Raw genomic sequence first — 22,016 nt, forward strand, 5'->3', positions numbered from 1 at the left:
CCTTGGGCATAAAACGAAAATGGCTGTTAAACACCCGCCTCTTCGCGTCTTTGGAGATACTCCCAGTAATCATCGACTCGCTTTTGCCACTCGTCGATCAGATACTCGTACTCCGGTTTGAAAAGATGCTTGAAGCGTCCCTGTGCGCCGAGGTAGTCACGGACCGGAACTTTGTTCTTCGGCCGGTAGGTGATTGTCAGTTTCGTACCGTTTTCGATCTCGTAAAGGGGGAAAACGAGCGAATCTGTCGCGAGATCGGAGATCGCGATCGTATCGTCCGGTGCAAACTTCCACTCGGTCGTACAAGCACTCATGGCATTGATGTAGACAGGACCTTCGGTCGCCAAACCTTTCTGGATCTTTTTAACCATGTCTTTCCACTTGTTTGGAGCGACCTGTGCAACATATGGAGCCCCATGCGCAGCCATGATCTGAACCATATCTTTTTTATTTTTCTTCTCACCATAACTGACGCGTCCAGCAGGAGAAGTCGTCGTGCTTGCACCGATAGGCGTCGATGAGCTTCTCTGCCCGCCAGTATTGGCGTAAACTTCATTGTCGAGACAAACATACATCATGTCATGCCCACGCTCGAAACAGCCGGAGATCCACTGGAACCCGATGTCATACGTAGCGCCATCACCGCCGAATGCAACGAATTTCGGGGTTTTGCCTTCGCATGAAGCCGGCAGTTTCCCTTTTCTTTTCAGCGCCTGATACATCGCTTCGGCACCGGCAACGGCCGTAGAACCGTTTTCAAAACCGATATGAATCCATGACGCGTCCCATGATGTGTAGGGGTAAACGGCGGTACAGACTTCAAGACATCCGGTCGAAGCGGCAAGGATCAGCGGGTCATTGGTTGCATTCAGAACTTCTCGAACGATAATCGAGTGTGCACATCCCGGGCACAAAAGGTTCGCACCCTCGAATCGGTCGGCAGAGGTCGAGAACTCTTTAAGGTTTTTTATCTTTTTCATTTCACTCATCGTGCACTCCTCTTAATAAAACGACAGTTTTGGACCGCGAAGGCCTACAAACTGCTGCAATGGTGTCGTCAATTTGCCCTCTTTGGCATTGGCATCCAGCTCGTTATAGATCTCTTTGGCGTGATCGATCGTAAAGTCACGTCCGCCAAGACCATAAATATAGTTCGAAATAACCGGATGGTTATCGCTTTGATAGAGTGATGCCGCAACTTCGTTGTAGAGCATTCCGAGTGCACCGTTTGGACTACTGCGATCGAGGCAGGCGATCGCCTTGACTTTTCCAAGCGCTTTTTTGATCTGCTCATGTGGCCATGGACGAATCAGACGAGGAGAAACGACACCAGCCTTGACACCCTCTTCGCGCATCATCTTCGCGACCATGACGGCCGTTTCGACTGTCGTACCGAGTGCGACGATCGCCACTTCCGCATCATCCATCAGATACTCTTCGACGATATTGTATCTGCGTCCCGTTTTCTTTTCGAACGCGTCAAACGTCTCTTCGACTTTTCCAAAGACTTTGGTCATCAAGTCCGCATGCTGACGCGCTTTGTGTTCGAAATGCCAATCCTCTTCCGTCTGTACACCGTAGGTAACCGGTTTCGCCAGATCGAGCATCGCGTTCATCGGCTTGTATTCGCCGACGAATTCATACGCTTCATCGTCGCTGAGAGGCCGGACGTTCTCTGCGGTATGCGACGTGATAAACCCATCCTGATGGACCATCACGGGAAGACGAACGGCATGATCTTCACCGATCCTGAACGCCATCAACGTCAAGTCGTACGCCTGCTGTGAATTGTAGGCATCCAGTTGAATCCATCCGCTGTCGCGTCCGAGATACATATCCGAATGGTCACCGTTGACATTCAGTGGGGCTGCAAGTGCGCGGTTGACGACCGTTAGCACGATCGGCAGACGCATACCACTCGCCTGATAGAGAACTTCCGTCATCAGTGCGAAACCCTGCGAACTCGTCGCCGTCGCGACGCGGCCGCCGGCTGCCGCTGCACCGACACATCCGCTCATTGCGGCATGTTCCGACTCCACCATGACGAATTCGCCATCGATATATCCGTTCGCCAAAAACGAACCATAGTTTTGTACGATCGGAGTAGACGGGGTGATCGGGTACGCCGCGACGACATCGATTTGTGCCTGGCGCAACGCCTGGCTCGCGGCCATGTTACCGTCCCAAACCTCTACTTCATTCAATTCCATTTTTTCAGCCATCAAACTCTCCTCTTACTCTTTCTCGGGCCACTGTGCAAGAGCTTCGTCGTTATCGACGCGCTCTTCGAACATCAGAAGCGATTTCGGGTTGGTCGGGCAGACTTCCACGCAGATGCCACACCCTTTGCAGTGGTCGTAATCGACACCGATCATCTTTTTGTCTCGTGAAATGATCGAAATATCGGGGCAATAGATCCAACAAAACTGGCAGTCGATGCACAGGTCGCGATTGTAGACAGGCTTCAGAACCCGCCAATCTCCGACATACGCTTCATGTGAGTTGGTTTCCGCATAAGGTCGCTCTTCAGGTAAAATCTCCGCCGCATCCTTCTCCAGCTCTTCATCGAACGAAAAGAGAATCGCTCCCGGGAGCAGTTCATCCCATCCAAGATATTTCATCGTCTCTCCCTTACTTTACTGAATTGTACGCACGTTCGATCGCAGCCATGTTGGCGTCAATGATCTTTTGCGGGAACTTTGCAAGAACCGACTTCATCGCATTCAAGAAATAGTCCAGATCGAACATTCCGGAGACTTTCATCAACGCTCCCAACATCGGCGTATTCGGAATGGCCCGGCCGATTGTATCGAGAGAAATCTGCATACAGTCGACAACGTAAACCTCTTTGCCTTTGAGTTTGGGTTGACTCTCGATCAACTCCTCTTTGCTCAAGTGTGTCGTAATGATATATTTCGTCGTATCTTTTTCATGCGCCGTAATGTCGGCCGTATAGGTAAGAGCCGGGTCGATAACCAGTACATAATCCGGATGCATGAATTTTTCATGATTCAAAATCTCTTCGTCATCAACACGGTTGTAGGCTGTCATCGCCGCACCGCGCTTCGCCGATCCGTAAAATGCAAATGCCTGCACATACTTTCCGGTTCGCGAGACGACATCCGCCAAACCTTTGGCGCCAGTAACCGCACCCTGCCCTGCACGAGAGTGCCAGCGAATTTCCAACATCGATTCTCCCTTTCAAAACGCAAAAACCAAATGGCTCTTTTGCGCTTATTATTAAACTTGTAAGGTAGCCTAATTGTAATCAAGCCGCTCTTAAAGCAAGCTTTTTTTCATCGCGATGTTTTCGATAGCGGTTTTCACGTCTTTGGCCACGTGTTCGCACGCATCCGACAGCTCCTCTTCGCTTCCGTAGCCACATGTCAGTGCGTAAGGCGTCACACCGGCTGCATGGGCAGCATGGACATCCAGAAGCGTATCGCCGATCATCCACGTGTTTGCGGGAGACGCCTCCATAGATGCCAACGCTTTATGGATCGGCTCGGGATGTGGCTTTGGATGTGTTACATCCTCTCTTCCGATCAAGACTTCGAAGTGGTGCATCAAGCCCATGTGCTCGAGAAGTTCTCTGGAGTAGCGGCCGGTTTTCGTCGTCACGACCCCGAGTCGCGCAAACCCGGAAGCCCGTTCGACAGCTTCCTTCGCACCCGGAAGCAGTACGGTCTTTTGCCGGCTGATCTTTCGATAATGCATTTTATAGGCCTGCACAAACGCATCGACCTTCGCGGAATCCACGCCAAGACGAACAAACATCACGTCGAGCGGATATCCAATCAGGGCCTTGATCTCATCCGCTTCCGGCGTGTTTTGCGAAAAAGTATCGTAGGCGACTGAAAAACTCTCCAGAATCGCTTCCGTCGAATCGATCAGCGTCCCATCGAGATCGAAAAGTATGGTGGTCATGGTTTTATCCAGTCGATTTGATTGTGCATTATGCCGATAATGGAGGGTTCGATCGGTGCGATCTTCCGGTTGACGACGGTGATCGAATCCGGGATATAGAGAAATATGTACGGTTTCTCTTCGGCAATGATTCGAAAGATCTTGCGATAAAGCCTGCCGACTTCTGCCATGTCGGTTATCTTCTCGGCTTTTTTGATAAGGTGATCCACCTCTTCGTTACGATATCCGACGAGATTGAAACCGCCCAGCTTGTCGGATTCGGAGTGCCACAACGCATAAGCATCGGGAATGAGCCCAAGACTCCATCCCAGAAGAATCGTCTCAAAGCGGCGGGGCGTCACAACCGTATTCAAAAAGGCCTGCCACTCCATCGCCCTGATCTTGACCCGTATCCCGACCTTTCCCAGTTGATATTGAATGATCTGTGCCGCATAGAGGCGTGTGCTGTTGTTCGCGTTGGTCGATATCGTAAATTCGAGAGGATGGTGCATGTCATACCCAGCCTCTTTCAGCAAAGCTATCGCCTTTTTCGGATCATAAACGCTTCGTCGGGGATGCTCCGGATAGGCAAACGTACCCGGCATAAAGGGACCGTTGCATATCTGTCCGTAAGAGAAGAAAAGAATGCGTATCATCTCCTCTTTGTCGATGGCCAGATCGACCGCTTTTCTGACACGCGGGTCTTTGAACTTTTCGTTGTTCAGATTGAATCCCAGGTAGGTATATCCATGCCCCGGCAAACGTACGATACGGTAGTAGTCGTTGAAGATTTGGTCGATCTGCTTTTCGATCTGAAGCGGTGTGAGCGCTCCAACATCCAGTTTATGCGCTTTGAGCGTCATAAACTGCGTCGTCGGGTCCGGAATAAAATGGTAATGAATCGTCTCGATGTTCGGAGTGTGTTCGAAATAATTGGGATTCGCTTTCAAAATGACATCCCCGGAGTTGGAGATACTTTCGAGCATGTAGGGACCCGTTCCGACAGGATGACGGTTGAGCTTCGATGTCATCGGATCGTCTACCGCTTTCCACAGATGCTTTGGCACAATACCGAGCATCCAGATCGATAGCGCTTTGTAGTAGGGTGCCTTGTAGCTGACTTCGACTGTATACCGGTCGATGGCGCGGACCGATTCGACGTAGCGAAATTCACTGCTGTAGGGGGTAAAGAGTTTCGGAGATTGCGAAAGGGTATAGGTGAAAACGACATCTTCCGACGTAAATGGATGGCCGTCATGCCAAAGCACGTTTTTTCTGAGATAAAAAAGAAGGTGAGTATCGTCTTTAAATTGGAACGACTCGGCCAAATCCCCGACGATGTTGTCATCTTTGTCGAACTTGACGAGGCCGTTGAAGATCCAGTTGGTGATTTCGCCGCTCGCACTGTCCGTAGCGAGTAGCGGATTGATTCGGCTCGGATTGGCTCCGAGCGATAGGTGGAGCGTCGAGGCGAAAAGAGAAAATGGGAATAAAAAAAGAAAAACGATCCGAATCATTGAAGATAGGGCTTCAAGGGCTTACCATGTCGTTTCCAGTTGAGAATACCCCCGCTTAGATGGTAGACATTTCGATAGCCAAGCTTCTCGGAGAGAAAGTTACCCACCATTCTGGTGCGGCTCGCGGAACGGCAGACGAGAATAAACGGCTTCTCTTTGTCGATACCCAAAGCGTGAAGCCTGTTCAAAAAATCTTTCACGTCATAGCTTCCATTGGGCCTGAAAAACATGACGGTATGACTTTTGTCGATAATTCCTGTCTCTTTCCACTCCTGAGGGGTACGGATGTCGATAACAGGAATACCGTTTTGTTTCAACTTTTCGAATGATGATATATTGAGATTTTTGACTTCTGCAAAAAGCAAAGCAGGTAAAAGAAGAATCAGTGCAATGAGTTTTTTCATGGTTGAGGCTCCCCCGGGATGGCTCCCGGGAAAAAGATTAACGTTTGGAGAACTGAGGACTTCGGCGCGCTTTATGTTTACCATATTTTTTACGCTCGACAACACGTGAATCACGTGTAAGAAGTCCGTGTGGTTTCAGAATTTTTCTGAACTCTTCGTCAAATGCGACCAGCGCTTTTGAGATACCGTGCTTCAGCGCATCTGCCTGTGCAGAGTATCCGCCGCCGAGTGTCTGAGCGACGATATCGACGCTCGTTTCCTGCTTTGTCAGAAGAAGAGGCTGCATGACTTTGCGTTTGATCGCTTCGTGACCGCCAAGCCATTCGTCGAGGCCCATGCCGTTGATTGTCATCTTGCCGCTGCCAGGTTTCAGCCAAACCTTCGCGACAGACGATTTACGTTTTCCGGTTGCATAAACATTTGCCATCTTAGTTTTCCTTTGCTTTTACTTGCGCTGTGTGAGGATGCTCGCTGCCTGCATAGACGCGAAGTTTTTTCAGCATCGCGCGTCCGAGTTTTGTCTTAGGAAGCATTCCACGCGTTGCAAGTTTGAAAAGTTTTTCCGGGTTTTTATGAACGAGTTCACCCAGTTTTTCGCTCTTGACGCTGCCGAAATATCCGCTGTGTCGGTGGTACTGCTTGTCTTCGAGCTTGTTGGCTCCGCTGAACTTCACTTTCGACGCATTGATCACGATGACGTGATCGCCGCAATCGACGTGGGGAGTAAAATATGGTTTGTGTTTTCCGCGAAGATAGGTTGCGATTTCCGTAACCAGTCGTCCGAATGTTTTTCCTTCTGCATCGATAACGATCCAGTCACGCTCTACTTGAGCGTTGTTTACCATCTTTGTCATTTTCATGGTAGCTTGACCTTTAAAAAGATTTGAACGAAGGGATTGTAGGGTAAGTTTGTTTAATTATTGCTTAATTTCAGTGTTCTATAAGGTTTTTACCAGGAAGGGGGGCTCCGTCAAACGCTTATTTGACGAAGGTTTTGTAAGTTTTGAAACCATTCGTTCCCTCGATCGTGACTTTGACCTCTATGTTCCAGCGTCCGCCGCGCTTCAGTTCGAATGGTTCGCTGAGAAACTTCTCTCCCGTCCATTCGAATTCATTCAACCGAATGTCATCCTTGGATGTTGTCGGCCGGGTAACGATGGCAATGACCTCGGCACCTTCTACAGGATTGCCATTTTTGTCCACAACACGGATCTCGATACGATTTTCACCGAGTTTGAGCGTATTGCCGCTCAAATCGATGCGATACTTTTCATCGAACATTTTCTGACTCGCCAGGATCTCGTTGATCTTTTCGTCGACGTCCTGATACTTCATCATGTAGCTGTTGTCTTCCTGCACCGGATTGTTGACAGCCACCTTGATCGTCCAGATGCCAAGCATCACGACCGTAAGAATCATACTAACGATGGCATAAGGCCAAAAATTGAATTCGTTTTTTCCAGTGTTACCCACGCTGTTTCCTCTTGTAATAGATATACCGCAAAAAAATAAATGCAAGTATGCCATAGAAGATCCAACGTACGATCAAAAAACTATCCTTACTTCCACTTCCTATACTTGAACTAAGCTTTACGCCTTTTGCTTTGGCAACCTGATCGACGATATCTGCGTAACCGTTAAAAATTGCTACCTCGAGTTTTACCGCTTCATTTTTACTGAATGCGGGACTCATCACTGGCTTGATCGTACCTAGCCATGGCAAAGGACTCAAGATCTGATCGAAATCGGCAAGTTTTTTGGCATCATCGCTAGAAAAGATATTCACACTTGTCGGATGCTTCGAAAAGTAAAGAAGAATGTAGGTCGGATATTCCCGCTCGATCCTTTCGATCAAATCGATGGGTTTGGTCCGATTCAAATCGTCGACGGCAGCCACAAAGACCGGTACATGGGCCTTTTGATAGAGTTCTCTACCCATTTCATTCAATTTTTCAATCTCTTTATCCGGCATAATAGCGTCATTGGCGATGATCGGGCTAAATGTAGTTCTTGCAAAAAGAGAGGAACCTAGAGAGAGTAAAATTAGGAGAAGGGGCACACATGCCCCTTTCCGCATGAAATGCTTCAACATCATCCTACAAAGGCGTGGTTTGCAGTCAATACGGCCCACAATGTGAAAACCGCTGTTACAACCAGACCCCATGAAAGTACTTTATCCATAATCTGAATCATTCTATTCTCCTTGTTTTTTCAAATGTTTTTGCGCGATGTCCCAACGGGGATAGACGAAGACTGTATGGCGTTCGACGACGATCTTTTCGGGATCGTCCACCGCATAGGCTTTGATCGTGATCGGAATCGGCGTATCTTTTCGCGTATCTTTCGCCAGCGGCTTGGTCGCCTCCAGCTGTACGATCTTTTTCGCTTTCTTGCCTGCCGCCAGTTTGAACGGCTTACTCGGCTTGACGATCTTGATCTCCGGGTGTCCCTCCACTTCGAAGTAGTACGTGTGCTCTTTGCTATCCGTATTCTGGAAGAGGAACGTATAGTCGTTGACGATCCTTCCGTCATGGGTGAACCGGTAGAGTTGTGCCGTCTTGTTGATATTGAGCAGCATATGCTCTTTTTTGGTCCCCATCACCAGCAGCGCGACGAAGACGATCGTCAGGGCCACGGCGTACGCGATCGTCCGCGGCCGTATGTAGTGGGTCTTTTCACCCTGTTCGATCTCTCTCGGGGAACTCCACACCACGAGGCTCGGTTTACCCAGTGCGCCCATCACTTTGGTACAGGCGTCGACACATTCGAGGCAGTTGATACATTCAAGCTGCATCCCCTGGCGGATATCGATATGGGTCGGGCAGACCTTCACGCAGCTTTCACAAGCCGTACACTCCGCCTCGGGCTCTCTTTCATGCAGCTCTTTGACGTTGTGAACCAGCTTTTTCGCATCCTGCCCCTCATGGTCGTAGATATGCCCTCCGCGGTGCACATTGTAGATCGCCATGATCGTATCGTCGTCGTACATGACCGACTGCACCCTGCTGTAGGGGCAGATATAGACACAGAAATTCTCTTTAAGCCACACCACATCGACGATCAGAAACAGCGCGATACCGATCCAGAAGCCGATGAGCACGGGGTGCTCACCGGGGTTCTGGATATACTGGAAAAAATCCTCCGGCGGAACGAAGTACCAGACGAAGTCCGCGGCCGCAATGAGGGCCAGCACGGACCACAACCCGATCGCGATCGCCTCTTTCGCCTTGTTCTCCGGTTTGGACCAGTCGGGCTCTTGCTGTTTGTTCGTGATACGTTTACGCAGGTGCAGCAGTTTCGTCTCGAACAGGTCACGGTAGATGACGCGGAAAATCGTCTGCGGGCACGCCCATCCGCACCAGACGCGTCCTCCGAGCGTCGTCATGAAAAAGATCCCCAAAAACAGCAACATCAACAGAAACGGCATCAGGTAGAGCTCCTGCATATCGAAGCGCACGAACAGAAAATGGAGCTGCTTGTGGTCGAAGTTCAGCAGGAAAAAGTGGTTGCCGTTGATCTTGATGAACGGCAGCACGAGTGCAACGATCGTTACGATACCGAAGAGCCAGTACCGCTTTATTCGGTACGGTACCCAGTTCTTCAGGTACTCTTTGGCTCTGTTTCTCTTTTTTGCACCCACCGCTCCCGTCATTGCCTATGCCTTACTTCTCGAATTTATATTTGTGGAGGGTATCTCCACCCACCGGATTACCGTGGATAATGACATGCGTCTCGTTCTCGAGGTTAGGTCCAACCATTTTAATACCGAGAGGATCAACGATCTCATACGACTGCTGCGCCGTTGCCTGCTGTGTAGCGATTGCAGCATAGGTCAATCCCGCAAGCGTTGAAAGCAATATTCCCGTCGCAATCAAAAATCCGGTAATTCCGTGAATTCCGAATGGGCTTCCTTGTTTTTCCATCATTTACTCCTTATTCGCCACGTGAAAGGCTGAGGATATAGGTACCGACAGCTTTTTCTTGAATCGGTGTCAATCGGCCTTTGAAACTGACCATCGTACCGATAAAACCTTTTTTACCACGGTTGAGTACATCCGCGACAAAGTCAGGGGTTCCGTATTTGGACAAATCCGGTGCCATACCGCCCATACCTTTTCCGTCCGCTCCATGACATCCTGCGCATGTCGCGAACTCGGCAGGCTGCTCGCCTTTCATGCCATTGGCGACATACTCTGCAACTTTCTGAGCCGCGTCACCACTAAGCATACCGGCTGGCATTTCCCCCATAGGATATCCAAGACCTTTCGATCCGTTTTTGATCGTCTCAAGAACTCCTGCAGCGGATCCCCACACAGTCAAGTCTGCCGCTTTGCCACCCATACCATCACCGGCAATACCATGACACGGTGCACACTGAACGAGGTAAACACCTTCACCCATCTCCTGAAGAGTCTGGCTGTCCGCGCTGGCCCATTTGCTTTCGAATCTTTGTGTATGTGCAGCGACCTCTTGATTGTATTCACCGATCTGGGAATATCCGTCGACAGGATATCCTGCAATCATATACCACATGCCCCAAATGATCGTACCAAGAAACGTATAGGCCCATCCAGCAGGGAGTTCGTTCTTGTATTCACCAATGCCATCCCAATTCTCTTCGGCAAGCTCACCCGTCGACTTCTCCGTCTTCATCTGTTTGATATATTTACCAGCGACGTAAATAGTCAGGATGAGGATAACGGCTGCACCGATCAGGGCGAGCTGATTGACATTATCGCTTAACCAGTTCATTTTTGCTCCTTGTTTTCATTCATCTCATCAGAATTCTCATTGGGTTCAACTGGCTTACTGTCGAGTTCATCGTCCAGCGCCAGATTCCCATATTTCTCATAATTTCTCGTGCCTTTTTTTTCGGCACGGTAGAGATGCAGGATATAGGCGTAAAGAACCACCACCAAAAAGACGGTGAAGAAAAAGTATCCAAATGCCTGCAATTCTCTAATATTTTCCATGCCGATCCTTAATGAAGGCTGTTCAGATATGCGATCAATGCAACGATTTCAGGAATTTCACCACGTGCTACCGCATCTTTGACATCCTGATTTTTCATGTCGTCAGCAACCTTTTTCGCCTCTTCGAGCGCCTCTTTTTTCGCCTCTTCCCATGTCCCGAGTTTAGTATGGCCCGGCTTGTCATAAGGGACGTTGAAAACTTTCTTGACCGTCAATGCTTCCGCATAAGCCGTCTCAAGATCGACATTTTGATGAAACATATGTTTATATGCTGGCATGATGGAACCAGGAACGACAGATGTCGGTTCCCACATGTGGTTCTCGTGCCAATCAGTCGTACGATACTCGCCAACACGGTGAAGGTCCGGACCTGTACGTTTTGAGCCCCACAGGAACGGTCGATCATACGCATACTCCCCACTTAGGCTGTACGGACCGTAACGGTCGGTTTCAGACTTGAATGGACGGATGAGCTGTGAATGACATGCATTACAGCTGTCTTTGATATAGACATGGCGCCCTGCAAGCTGAAGCAGTGTATAGGGTTGTTTACCTGCCACTGGACGGGAAGCCTGTGCAAAATCAGGCACGATCTCGATAAGTCCAGCGAACGCGATGACGAGGAACAGAACTACCGAAAAGAAAAACGGTCTTTTTTCTAGCCAATGAAACATTCTACCCTCCTCTTATGCGCCCATAGGCGATGCAAATGCAGGCTCTTTTTCAAGCACTTTGTCGCTTTGCATTGTTTTAACGAAGTTGTAAGCCCACATAAAGAGACCCACAACAAACAGCAGGCCGCCGATTGCACGAATCGTATAGTACGGATGCAGTACGGTGACCGTATCGATAAATGAATATGCCAGGTTTCCATATTGGTCGACCGCTCGCCACATCATACCTTGCGTAATACCAGCAATCCACATACTGGAGAAGTAGAGAACGATACCTGTCGTTTGAATCCAGAACTGCATCTCCATCAGTTTTTTACTATAAATCTCACGCTTGTAGAAACGCGGAGCCATATGGAGTGATGCGGCGATAATCATAAATGCAACCCAACCGAGTGTACCGTCATGAACGTGTCCCGGAATCCAGTCAGTGAAGTGTGCGAGTGCATTGACCGACTTGATCGCCTGAATCGGACCTTCGAGTGTCGAAAGCATATAGAATGTCGAAGCAAGGACCATGAACTTGATAAGCGGAGACTCTTTCAACTGGTTCCATTCACCCTTCATCGTAAGAAGCATGTTGATCGCAGAACCCCATGAAGGCAGGATTAGAATAACCGAGAAAATAGATCCCATTGTCTGCATCCAGTCAGGCACTGTCGAATAGATCAAGTGGTGTCCACCAGCCCACAGATAGACGAACATCAATCCCCAGAAAGAGAGCAGTGAAAGCTTGTAAGAGAAGACAGGCTGACCGGACTCTTTCGGAAGGAAGTAGTAGATGATCGCGATGATCGGCACGGTAAAGACGAATGCGACCGCATTGTGTCCATACCACCACTGAACGAGTGCATCATTGGTACCGGAGTACATGGAAACGGAGTGCATCCAGCTACCCATACCTGTCACGAAATAGGTCGGGACTTCCATGTTGTTGAAGAGATAGAGCATGGCAACACCGAGGAATGTCGCAATGTAGTACCACATGGAAATGTAAAGTGTTTTCTCACGTCGCATACCGATGAGACCGAACATCGCAGTACCCCAAAGAACCCAGACTACGACGGTCAACAGGTCAAGAGGCCACTCCATTTCGGCATACTCTTTGGATGTCGTAAATCCGAGAAGCTCGGAAACGACCATCCATGCAGCGAGCGCGAGGTAGAGCCAGAAATGAAGTTTTCCGACGCCATGAACGAATTTCGATTCGGCGATGGAAACTTTCAGAACACGCTGTGCTACATAGTAGAAAGTCGCGAAAATACCGCTCAGCGTAAAGCCGAACGCCACCACATTCGTATGGATCGGTCGAAGACGGCTGAATGTTCCATACTGGCCGAACAGATTGTTCAGTTCAGGGAACGCCAGTTCAAACGCGATATACGTACCAATTGTCATACCGACAATACCGAAAGTAATGGCCAGATAAGTGAACCATTTCGCGACGGTATAGTCGTATTCCAACGCTGCATTTTGCATGCAAACCTCCTTTGATTTATTGTCTTGACAGAACTCAAGAGAATATTACAGTGACATCATAGTGACATTTTTATGAAGATAGGCTTAAAATCTGTTAACCTTGAATTAACTTTTTTATTAAGGCAGATTTTATTAATGTGGTATTTTTCCGTCAGGGGAGTGCCCTGACAAGAGGTATTAAAATTGATAAGTTAGATTGCAGTAGTAGTAGCGGCCCGGTTCGTTCAAAAGCATTGGCTCATCATTCGTGCCCGTAACCAGGATCATGTCGGCATAAGTGTTTGTGATTGCATATGTGTGATCCAGTATATTGTCGATACCAGCCGTAATCTCGAAATGTCGGCTTACGTCTTTTCTTAATTTAAAATTGAAAACCGCATACCCTGGAAGCTCCTGTTCTCCATTTTCGTAATCGACATCTTTCCATCGACTCGCAGCGATCATACTCAGCCTCATCGTCAATGAATCGTCATAATCATAACCCAAGGCGATATTCGCCTTCAATGGCAAAATATTCGGCATATTCATTCCGCTTTGCCCTTCCAGAGGATTCTCTTTCTCACCGCGTTGATACGCAACACCGAAATCGGTGTAAAGCTGTTCTGTAATCAAATATGTACCGTCAAAAGAGACACCATATAATGTAGCATCAACATTTTCATATTTATTCGTTGTCTTCTCTTTATTGAAAGCAATAAAGTTATCTAATTTGCTATAAAAACCTTTAAGCCGTAAATGCGCCGAATCGAACAGATCTTTTTCGATTCCTATATCCACTTGATAGTTGGTTGTCTGATCGAGATCCGGTGTTCCTATATAAACGCCGGTTTTATCCTGAAAATAGAGTTCTTTGCCATCGGGAACACGGGAAGATTTTCCGATTCCTGCGAAAATTTTCGTACTTTCATCCATAGAATAGGTTCCAAAAACAAAAGCATTTACGGCAGTATAGTCGTTCGAAGCGGCCGTAGGGTCTTCGTTGCTTACAGAAGTGTCGTCATATCTCAACCCCATTTGAAAATCCATGCTTCCGAAACGTTTGTCATACTCCGCAAAAAGCGCACCGTTTTTGGTTTCGGCATAATTGATACTGTAAATAGGAGTGGGAATACCGTTTTTGACATAGCGCCCATCCCATTTTCTTTTACTGGCATCGATACCATAAGTCAGTATACCTTCCGCAAGATCCATTTTGTTTTTGATTTTACCACCATAGATACGGGAGTTCATCACATTCTCAAATACCGTATTCGTCATAACGGCAGAAACTCTGTAATATGTACCCATCGGATGGTAGACCCATGAGTTGTAAAATTCGAAATCGAGCTCTTTTGAAAAATATCCAAGATTCTTGACAACGTATTTTGCATTGAAAAGGTTGGAATCATCTTTAAGCGCATCCATCGGGGAGTTGGGATACAAAACATCTTCACTACGATTTGCCGTATAGCTAAGTTTCAATTCCTGATTATCTGTAATGTTTGCAAATAATTTCAGCATCGCCGTTTTTTTATTATACGCATCCATATCGTGATAAGGTGTAGAATATTTTCTTCCACCCTGGTCCGGATTGTCCGCGATATAGGCATCGACCTGTTCGGCAAGTGTAAGGCCATCTCCATCTTCATATTGGCCACTGCTTTCCGTGGAGGCTCCGACAAATACACGGAACTTCTCGTTTCCTCCACTTGCCTGAACTCCGATCTTTCTATATCCCCAGCTTCCGATATTCAAGTTTCCTTCACCGTGGAACCCCTGCTCCGGTTCAAGCGTCTCGACCTCGACGAGCCCGCTGAGCGTTCCGAAATTCTCCACATCGTAAGGTCCCTCTTTGACAACGATCTCTTTCACGTTGTTGGCGAGGACATGGGAAAGAGGAGGGTCCATGCGGTTGGGGCAGCCCCCATAAATTTTTCCGCCATCGATCAATACATTGATATCGTCTTTGCGCATACCGCGTATGATAATATCGTTGGCGATACCGCTCCGCCGGATCAACTGAATGTCTGGATCCAATTTGTAAAGTGAATCTGCCAGATCGGCGGAACGAACCTCTTCACCGGCGACATCTTTGACGATCGTCATATCGACCGTCTCTTCGACTTCGATTGTTTCCAGTGCCACATCTTCGGCATACAAAGAGAGTGACGCCGCCAACGAAATAGCACCGATGCTCAAGACTTTTTTCATCATTCGGTTCCTTCAGATAAAGTACCGCTTCAATAAAGGGAGTAGAAGTGGAGTTTTATGAAGCGGTTCTGAAAGGAAATTATAAAACAGTGTTGTTAAGTTAATGTTAACTACAAGAAGCGATGGAAGCGGAGTGCTATCTCCGCTCGATCATTTGAAGGAATTCGCCGAAAACGTATCGGCTCTCATGTGGCCCGGGTGACGCTTCGGGATGGTGTTGTACCGAGATGATCGGGCTCTCTTTGTACCGAACCCCTTCGATCGTCCCGTCGAAGAGATTGGTATGGGTCACGTCGGCGATTTCGGTGATGGAATCGGGAACGTTGTAGTTATGGTTCTGTGCGGTAATCTCGACAACACCCGTCTCGACATTTTTGACCGGATGGTTTCCACCGTGGTGGCCGAACTTCAGCTTGAAGGTATCGTACCCGTGCGCGATGGAGAGAAGCTGATGCCCGAGACAGATACCGAACATCGGCACTTTCGCCTCGATAAGTTTTCGGATTTTCACCTGCTCCTCTTTGAGGATCAGTGGGTCTCCGGGACCGTTGGAGAGAAAAAGGCCGTCGATATCGCCGCTTTCGTAGCGCGCGATCAGTTCATCGGCATCGACCGTGTTGGGTACCACTTCGACGGCCATACCGGCCTGTGTGAGCTCGTTGAGGATATTCCGCTTGACTCCGAAATCGAGCGCGACGATTTTCGCTTTCGGTTCGGGAGCTTCGTTGTAACGGTAACGCGAGGCATCGTACTGGCCGGTTTTGTGGAGGTAGGGCTCTTTTGTGCTGACAGCTTCGATATAGTTGACCTCACTGATATGCGGCGCATCGGAAAGCATTCGTGCAAGCTCCTCTTTTTCGCATACCTCGGTCGATGCGATCATCATCATCGCACCCTCTTCCCGAAGCATTTTGGTCAGAAACCGCGTATCGATATCGCAAATACCGAGGATTCCGAAACGATTCAGAAGTTCATGCAGCGGCTCTTCGCTCCTGAAATTGGAAGGCTCCTCCTGGTATTGCCGGACGATAATCCCTTTGCACCACGCCGCTTTCGACTCCATGTCTTCCGCGTTGCAGCCGACGTTTCCGATCTCGGGCATCGTGAAGGTAACGAACTGTCCGGCATAGCTTGGATCGGTTACGATCTCCTGATACCCCGTCATCGAAGTGTTGAAAACGATCTCACCGACGCGCGTTCCTTCGGCACCGAAGCTCTTCGCTTCCAAAAAAGTTCCGTTTTCCAGATAGATATAGATTGGTTGCAAAGTCATATTACATCATCCCCCGTTTGCGAAGCTCCTCTTCGTAGAGGCGCTCGAAAATAAGATCGTACTCTTCGGTACCCGGATGCAGCTCGCGCTTGTAGTGCGACATTTTCTCGAGTACCGCATCTTCGATCTGCTCGAACGATTTCATATAATCTTCTATCGCTTTGAAGATCACCCCGCGCACCTGATTTTCACTCACCGTATAGTCGATGAGATCCTCTTCCCAGAGCTCGTTCAGAATCTTGTGCGAAAGGTCGCTGTAGCGTTCTTCATTATTGAGGATGACACCATATTCCGGAGCCAGCTTCTTTTTGATCATCCAGAAAAGCTGGCGTACATCGGCCCGCATGAACTCGATCTCGTCCTCTTTCTCTTCCAGCAACTCGTTGACACGCTCTTCGAGTGCGCGCTCGTTCTTGATATCCGCTTCGATCACCTCTTTGGCTTTTTCGATCACCGGTTCAAGTCCCCGCTTGATCTCCACAAAAGGTGCGTTCGCCAGATCGATCCCGATTTTGTTGGCTATATAGGGAGCATGGGCTAAATTCAACTTCATAACGCGCCTTTGTCCTGCCCGCTTCTAAAGATACGGGCATAATTTTTTGATAGTTTATCGAAAGATATGTAAGAGATTGATGAAAGTTTGATAGTGAGTCATGGAAAAGGCCGAAAAACGCTCCATTTTCTACTTTTTCATATCGCCTTCAAGCAGCAGCGTGATCTTTGAAGCCTTTTGCGGATTCATTTTCGAAAGAATCTGGCCGACCGTTTTCGGCTTGAGAGTAGCGAGAATGCGAGCTGCCTCTTTCGGTTCCATCTGTTCGAGAATCTGTGCCGCGGCGGAGGCTTTCATCTTTGCATAGGTCTGGGAAACTTTGCCCGCTTTGGCCTCTTTGATCGCTTTGAGCAACGCTTCGTTTTGCGCAATGAGCTCTTCGATCGCTTTGCGCTCGGCTTCGAGTTTTTCACGTGTCGCATTGAGCTCACGCTCCTTTTGCCTCAGCATCTGCTCTTTGCGTTTGAACATCGATTCCGTCGCATCTTTGAGTGCTTCATACGCCTGACGCGCTTCATCGATCTCTTCGAGTTTGAGCTCGAGCTCCTGTTTGCGCTCTTCAAATATTTTGTTGCACTCCAGAAGTTGAGAGGTCTGGGCGAAGAGTATCATCGGCAGCAGCATAAAAAAGAAGCTCTTCATTTCCGCTCCTTCTTTCCCATATCCCGGTCACGCCAAAACCGCTGCGATGCAATTTCGTCAAGCCGCCCCGCTTCGTCGCGCTTCCGCTTCGCCATCATCTTTTGTATCGCTTGCGATTCGATACTCTTGGCCTGTTCGTAAGCGATATGTGCCGCTTTCAACAACTTTCTCTTCTCCTCTTTGAAGCGCCTTGCCGCATCGATCCGATACTCGAGCGCCTCGAGCGCAGACTTGATCGCACGTTTTTGATCGAGTAGAGCAGCGAGCTGCCTACCGGTCCCCGAAGCTGGCGGTTCGATCGCTCGTTCGTCGGAACGCAGTGCCTCCTTTTCGTCCAACAGCCGGATAAGCGCTCTCCCGGCTGCCGCCATTTCCTGTTCCGCACGTTCGAACTGCTGTCTTCTCAGTTTTGTCAACGCACGGTAATTTTTCGACACGAGAGAGGCCTTACCCTTATCTTACGATCGTATCGTTACGATCCGGGCTGGTCGATATGATACCAACTTTCACGCCGCTGACCCGCTCGATCGTCTCAATGTAGGCTTTGGCCGAATCCGGAAGCGCATCGTACTCGCTGATCCCTTCGACCTTTTCCCATCCCGGGAAGGTTTCATAGATCGGCTTGACACGCTCCAGATCGTAAGGGACATAGTCGATCACCTCCCCTTCGAACTCGTAGCCGGTACATATTTTTATCTCGTCGAACCCGTCTAAAACGTCAAGCTTCATCAATGAAATCTGATCGCATCCATTGAGTGCACAAGCGTGGCGGATCGCGACCGCGTCGAACCAGCCGCAACGCCTCGGTCTACCGGTCGTCGTCCCGAACTCATGCCCCTGCTGACGCAGCCGCTCACCTTCCGGACCGAACTCTTCACTCGGGAAAGGACCGTTGCCGACGCGTGTGCAATAGGCTTTGGCTATGCCGGTAACTTTGCCGATCGTTTTTGGCGAAAGCCCCATGCCTGTGCATGCACCACCGGCAACGGTATTGGAACTTGTAACGTAGGGATAGGTGCCATGGTCGATATCGAGCATCGTCCCCTGTGCCCCTTCCAGCAGTATCTTTTTGCCCGCATCGAGATATTTCCAGATCATCTGCGTCGTATCGGCGATGTAGGGCATCAAGCCGTCACGGTAACACTTCAAATCTTCTTTCAGTGAAGATTCTGTCGGAATCTCGACCCCCATCGCATCGAAAACAGGCTTGTTCTGCTTCAGATAGTCGACGATCTTTTCAAAGAGCGTATCGATATCTTTTAACTCCCCGACACGGTGGCCGGATCGTGAAATCTTGTCGGCGTAGGCAGGCCCGATGCCACGTCCGGTGGTACCGATCGCCTTGTCGCCTCGCATCCGCTCTTTCGCCTGATCGATCAATTGATGGTAGGGCAGAATCAGGTGCGCTTTGTCGCTGAGCCATAGACGCCCTTCGAGGTTGTCGAACTGCGACATCTCCTTCATCAAATTGGTCGGGCAGACAACGACACCATTTCCGATGATGTTGACCGCCTCGGGATTGAGAATGCCCGAAGGGATCAGGTGAAGCGCATACTTTTTGCCGTCGGTGACGATCGTGTGGCCGGCGTTGTGGCCGCCCGCGAAGCGTGCCACCACCTCATACTTCTGGGCCAGCATATCGACGATCTTGCCTTTTCCTTCATCACCCCACTGGAGTCCGACTATCAAATCAGCTTTTTGCAAATCTGCCTGGTTCATTTTACATTCCCTTTGAGCCGCGCCTCGATCAGCGCATCGGTATAGAGCGCAAATCCGGCTGCGGAGATGTCATCGTTTATAAAGTGCCCGCCGGAAGCCAGCGGCGTATTGTTTTTAAAGCATTGGAAAAAGAGTCCGTCATAGTAACGCATCTTCGCATAATAGAGTGGTGACAGCACACACTGCTCACATTGGCACGCCTCCGTCAGTTCTTTCATCTTTTCGAGTTCCGGCCGGAGAATCTGCGGAACATGTTCCATCACGGCATCGAGCTGCTCCATGTGTTGCACGCGTGCCAGCTCCCCCAACCACGCGTACTCGGTTCCAAGCAGCTTTTCGATCTGCATCGATGCGAACCACTCGAGAGGAATGCCAAATTCAAACGAGATAAGCACTGGAATCTGGATGTTCGAGATCTGCAGTACCGGCTTGACGTCCAGTGCGTCGAAGAGCGACATCGTCACATCGAGTACGTCCGCCAGCTTCCCATCGAGCCACTCGGCCCCTACCTGATTGATCTCGCGAGTCGGGTAGCGAAAGACGGGCTGGATGTAGAACCACTTCTTCTGCCCGGTCGAACGCCCCAGACGCTTCGTGACCAGCCGCACAACGTCGATCGTGCTGTCTGCACGCAGCGTCACTTCGCGGTTTTGCGGGTCGCCGAGGCGGATCAGCTCGTGGCGGTCTCGGATACTCTGGTGCTGGTGGTACGAGAAAAGAGGCGTCGCGATCTCCTCGAACCCCTCTCTTTGCAGTAGGTCGCTGGCGATCCGTTCGATCTCGCGCTTGGCCCTGGCGCTCTCGCCAAAATAGAGGCGGCTGCCCGCCGGGATTTCGTGTTCGAAAATCATAGCGTCTCGTTTGCGTAGTAGACTTCGTTGAAGACTTTCGAAGCCAGGCCGTCGTAGGGACGGCGGTCGAGTTTGTCATAGGCCCACTCGATCGCGTTGACAACCCAGGCACTCTCGTAGACCGGGATCAGCCCCATCTGATTGATACGGAAGAGCTTGCCCTTGAGGTGATCCTGACCACCCGCGATATTGACGCCGAACTCCGTTTTGAGAATGGAGCGAACGGCATTGGCCTCCTCGTCGTAGACCGCACTCATGGAGAGCGCCGGTGCCTTGGGGTAGAGCTGGCATCCGATCGCCTCCAATGCCGCACGTGTCGCCAGCGCACGTGCCTTCGTATCACGGTAGAATGCGTCGTACCCTTCCGCCTCGATGAGCTCGAGCATCTTGTTCAGCCCGATGATCAACGTTGTCGGTGCCGTGTAGGCAGTAGTGTTCTGGCGCTGCTTCTTGATTTCGGATGCGAGGTTGAAGTAGTAGCCGCTCCCTTCGCCGATCTTTTTGACCGCCGCGTCGCTGAGGCCGATCATCGCCATCCCCGGCGGCAGCATCAGCGCTTTCTGGCTTCCGGCGATCAGCGCGTCGATGCACGTCGTATCGATCGGCTCTACACCTACGGCTGTGATACCATCGGCGATCACCATGATCTCAGGGTTGATCGCTTTGATCGCCGCTGCAATCTCTTCGACCGGGTGGCGCAGACCCCCCGCACTCTCGCTCACCTGGATACAGAAGGCGTCGATAGCGGGATCGTCCGCCAGGGCCGCCTTGACATCCTCTACATTCGCTGGAGTATCCCAGGCATATTTGAGCTCCACATGCTCCAGGCCGAACGCCTGGACGATCTTTCCGAAACGCTCACCGAACTTTCCGGCATTGACCGTCAGCGCTTTTTTTGTGCATAGATTCGACACACACGCTTCCATCGCACCCGTACCGCTCGATGCAAGCATGACACACTCGTCCATGCCGAAAAGGCGCATCAGCCGTGTTCGTGCCTCTTTGAAGATCGCTTCGAATTCGGGAGTTCTATGGTGAATCGTGGGGCCTGCCATCGCCATGCGGACAGCTTCGGGAACCGGCGTCGGGCCGGGAGTAAAAAGCAGCATACGCCTACCTTTAAAACAGAAATTTTGGGTGATTATAGCAAATGTCTACTGAAAGGAGCGTGACCGGTAAAGAGGGCCGCAGAAACGGCAGCGGCCCGACAAAGCATAAAAAACTATTGACAGCGTCTCTTCGTCTTGATATCGAACGCGATCTTCACATCCTGCCAAGTTTTTCCTTTGTGAAGGTCGTAACAGGCTTTGTTGATGCTTTCCAGCGATGGCAGCATATCGAAATCGCCCAGATCGAGGTACCCTTCCGCCTGGACTTCATCTTCGTCGAATTCGACTTTCATCGGAACGATCTTCGTGATACCGTTCATCGTGACTTCGACATTCGCCACATCTTTTTCGATGCTCTTGATTTCGGCCGTAATCGTCTCGACACCCTGTATATGGAAGAAAAACTTCACCAGCTTGGCATCACGCCCCTTGTTTTTGGAATCGACACTCCGCGTATCGATCACCACTCTCGCACCCTCGAGCAGCCCTTTTTCCGTCTTGTCCGGCATCGCGTTCAGTTTGATCGCGTCGAACGTTCCGCCGACTCCGATTTTGAGCGGTGTTTTGTAGGCTTTCCACTCGACGTCGATATCTTTGACACTGTAGGTACATTCACCTGCGAAAAGTCCCACCGCCATAACGATTCCCATCACAAAATATTTCATCATCTTCCTTGTTTTATCGATCGAGATATTGCATGGTACTACGATTTGGATGGATGCACCTTTA

General features: G+C 49.8%; 26 protein-coding genes. All 26 read right to left on the reverse strand.

All coding sequences use genetic code 11. From position 1 onward, the window contains the following. Window positions 1-26: 26 nt before the first annotated feature. Entirely contained in the window at window positions 27-989 is a 963-nt protein-coding gene (locus QUD54_RS05630; protein ID WP_286337975.1) for a thiamine pyrophosphate-dependent enzyme, read from the reverse strand. Window positions 990-1,001: 12 nt separating this feature from the next. Beyond that, entirely contained in the window at window positions 1,002-2,222 is a 1,221-nt protein-coding gene (locus QUD54_RS05635; protein WP_286337976.1) for a 2-oxoacid:ferredoxin oxidoreductase subunit alpha, read from the reverse strand. 12 nt (window positions 2,223-2,234) lie between these two features. Next, window positions 2,235-2,621: a 4Fe-4S dicluster-binding protein gene (locus QUD54_RS05640; protein WP_286337977.1), complete on the reverse strand. Its 387-nt coding sequence runs from the start codon at window positions 2,619-2,621 to the stop codon at window positions 2,235-2,237. Window positions 2,622-2,631: 10 nt separating this feature from the next. Next, complete coding sequence (locus tag QUD54_RS05645) at window positions 2,632-3,189, reverse strand: pyruvate flavodoxin oxidoreductase subunit gamma (RefSeq protein WP_286337978.1); 558 nt, start codon at window positions 3,187-3,189, stop codon at window positions 2,632-2,634. A 90-nt stretch (window positions 3,190-3,279) separates the two neighbouring features. Continuing rightward, window positions 3,280-3,927 (reverse strand): HAD family hydrolase, encoded by a 648-nt coding sequence (locus QUD54_RS05650; RefSeq protein ID WP_286337979.1) that lies wholly within the window; start codon window positions 3,925-3,927, stop codon window positions 3,280-3,282. Continuing rightward, window positions 3,924-5,423 (reverse strand): peptide-binding protein, encoded by a 1,500-nt coding sequence (locus QUD54_RS05655; protein ID WP_286337980.1) that lies wholly within the window; start codon window positions 5,421-5,423, stop codon window positions 3,924-3,926. Before QUD54_RS05655 ends, QUD54_RS05650 begins: the two co-directional genes overlap by 4 nt. Then, the gene (locus QUD54_RS05660) at window positions 5,420-5,827 is read right to left on the reverse strand and encodes a rhodanese-like domain-containing protein (RefSeq protein ID WP_286337981.1); all 408 of its coding nucleotides are present in this window, start codon (window positions 5,825-5,827) and stop codon (window positions 5,420-5,422) included. The genes QUD54_RS05655 and QUD54_RS05660 overlap by 4 nt, the downstream gene beginning before the upstream one ends. 37 nt (window positions 5,828-5,864) lie before the next feature. Then, window positions 5,865-6,254, reverse strand: coding sequence for a 30S ribosomal protein S9 (rpsI, locus tag QUD54_RS05665; protein ID WP_286337982.1), 390 nt, complete (start codon window positions 6,252-6,254; stop codon window positions 5,865-5,867). A 1-nt stretch (window position 6,255) separates the two neighbouring features. Then, on the reverse strand, window positions 6,256-6,681 hold the full coding sequence (rplM, locus tag QUD54_RS05670) for a 50S ribosomal protein L13 (RefSeq protein WP_286337983.1): 426 nt from the start codon (window positions 6,679-6,681) through the stop codon (window positions 6,256-6,258). A gap of 124 nt (window positions 6,682-6,805) precedes the next feature. Next, a complete protein-coding gene (locus QUD54_RS05675; protein ID WP_286337984.1) occupies window positions 6,806-7,246 on the reverse strand; it encodes a FixH family protein in 441 nt (146 codons plus the stop codon). Between the two features lie 46 nt (window positions 7,247-7,292). Then, window positions 7,293-7,886: a hypothetical protein gene (locus QUD54_RS05680; protein ID WP_286337985.1), complete on the reverse strand. Its 594-nt coding sequence runs from the start codon at window positions 7,884-7,886 to the stop codon at window positions 7,293-7,295. Between the two features lie 135 nt (window positions 7,887-8,021). Further along, on the reverse strand, window positions 8,022-9,479 hold the full coding sequence (gene ccoG / locus QUD54_RS05685) for a cytochrome c oxidase accessory protein CcoG (RefSeq protein ID WP_286337986.1): 1,458 nt from the start codon (window positions 9,477-9,479) through the stop codon (window positions 8,022-8,024). Window positions 9,480-9,489: 10 nt separating this feature from the next. Further along, complete coding sequence (locus QUD54_RS05690; RefSeq protein WP_286335978.1) at window positions 9,490-9,753, reverse strand: DUF4006 family protein; 264 nt, start codon at window positions 9,751-9,753, stop codon at window positions 9,490-9,492. Between the two features lie 7 nt (window positions 9,754-9,760). Further along, the gene (locus tag QUD54_RS05695) at window positions 9,761-10,579 is read right to left on the reverse strand and encodes a cbb3-type cytochrome c oxidase N-terminal domain-containing protein (RefSeq protein ID WP_286335979.1); all 819 of its coding nucleotides are present in this window, start codon (window positions 10,577-10,579) and stop codon (window positions 9,761-9,763) included. After that, window positions 10,576-10,800: a cytochrome c oxidase, cbb3-type, CcoQ subunit gene (locus QUD54_RS05700; protein WP_286335980.1), complete on the reverse strand. Its 225-nt coding sequence runs from the start codon at window positions 10,798-10,800 to the stop codon at window positions 10,576-10,578. Before QUD54_RS05700 ends, QUD54_RS05695 begins: the two co-directional genes overlap by 4 nt. An 8-nt stretch (window positions 10,801-10,808) precedes the next feature. Then, window positions 10,809-11,474, reverse strand: a complete 666-nt coding sequence (ccoO, locus tag QUD54_RS05705; RefSeq protein WP_286335981.1) for a cytochrome-c oxidase, cbb3-type subunit II — start codon at window positions 11,472-11,474, stop codon at window positions 10,809-10,811. A 12-nt stretch (window positions 11,475-11,486) separates the two neighbouring features. Next, window positions 11,487-12,950 (reverse strand): cytochrome-c oxidase, cbb3-type subunit I, encoded by a 1,464-nt coding sequence (gene ccoN, locus QUD54_RS05710; RefSeq protein ID WP_286335982.1) that lies wholly within the window; start codon window positions 12,948-12,950, stop codon window positions 11,487-11,489. Between the two features lie 177 nt (window positions 12,951-13,127). Continuing rightward, window positions 13,128-15,143, reverse strand: coding sequence for a TonB-dependent receptor (locus QUD54_RS05715; protein ID WP_286335983.1), 2,016 nt, complete (start codon window positions 15,141-15,143; stop codon window positions 13,128-13,130). 133 nt (window positions 15,144-15,276) lie between these two features. Next, the gene (gene carA / locus QUD54_RS05720) at window positions 15,277-16,413 is read right to left on the reverse strand and encodes a glutamine-hydrolyzing carbamoyl-phosphate synthase small subunit (protein WP_406600558.1); all 1,137 of its coding nucleotides are present in this window, start codon (window positions 16,411-16,413) and stop codon (window positions 15,277-15,279) included. A gap of 1 nt (window position 16,414) precedes the next feature. Next, window positions 16,415-16,966 carry a DUF507 family protein gene (locus QUD54_RS05725; protein ID WP_286335984.1) on the reverse strand — a complete coding sequence of 184 codons (552 nt, stop codon included), beginning with the start codon at window positions 16,964-16,966 and terminating at the stop codon, window positions 16,415-16,417. A gap of 129 nt (window positions 16,967-17,095) precedes the next feature. Then, window positions 17,096-17,608 (reverse strand): MotE family protein, encoded by a 513-nt coding sequence (locus QUD54_RS05730; RefSeq protein WP_286335985.1) that lies wholly within the window; start codon window positions 17,606-17,608, stop codon window positions 17,096-17,098. Beyond that, window positions 17,605-18,024: a flagellar FliJ family protein gene (locus QUD54_RS05735; RefSeq protein WP_286335986.1), complete on the reverse strand. Its 420-nt coding sequence runs from the start codon at window positions 18,022-18,024 to the stop codon at window positions 17,605-17,607. The genes QUD54_RS05730 and QUD54_RS05735 overlap by 4 nt, the downstream gene beginning before the upstream one ends. Before the next feature lie 37 nt (window positions 18,025-18,061). Beyond that, entirely contained in the window at window positions 18,062-19,312 is a 1,251-nt protein-coding gene (locus QUD54_RS05740; RefSeq protein WP_286338018.1) for an adenylosuccinate synthase, read from the reverse strand. Between the two features lie 11 nt (window positions 19,313-19,323). Continuing rightward, the gene (locus tag QUD54_RS05745) at window positions 19,324-20,178 is read right to left on the reverse strand and encodes an ATP phosphoribosyltransferase regulatory subunit (RefSeq protein WP_286335987.1); all 855 of its coding nucleotides are present in this window, start codon (window positions 20,176-20,178) and stop codon (window positions 19,324-19,326) included. After that, window positions 20,175-21,287, reverse strand: a complete 1,113-nt coding sequence (locus tag QUD54_RS05750) for a pyridoxal-phosphate-dependent aminotransferase family protein (RefSeq protein WP_286335988.1) — start codon at window positions 21,285-21,287, stop codon at window positions 20,175-20,177. Before QUD54_RS05750 ends, QUD54_RS05745 begins: the two co-directional genes overlap by 4 nt. Window positions 21,288-21,400: 113 nt before the next feature. Beyond that, window positions 21,401-21,955, reverse strand: coding sequence for a YceI family protein (locus QUD54_RS05755; protein ID WP_286335989.1), 555 nt, complete (start codon window positions 21,953-21,955; stop codon window positions 21,401-21,403). Window positions 21,956-22,016: the final 61 nt, after the last annotated feature.

This window comes from Hydrogenimonas cancrithermarum (genome assembly GCF_030296055.1).
Taxonomy (GTDB): Bacteria; Campylobacterota; Campylobacteria; order Campylobacterales; family Hydrogenimonadaceae; genus Hydrogenimonas; species Hydrogenimonas cancrithermarum.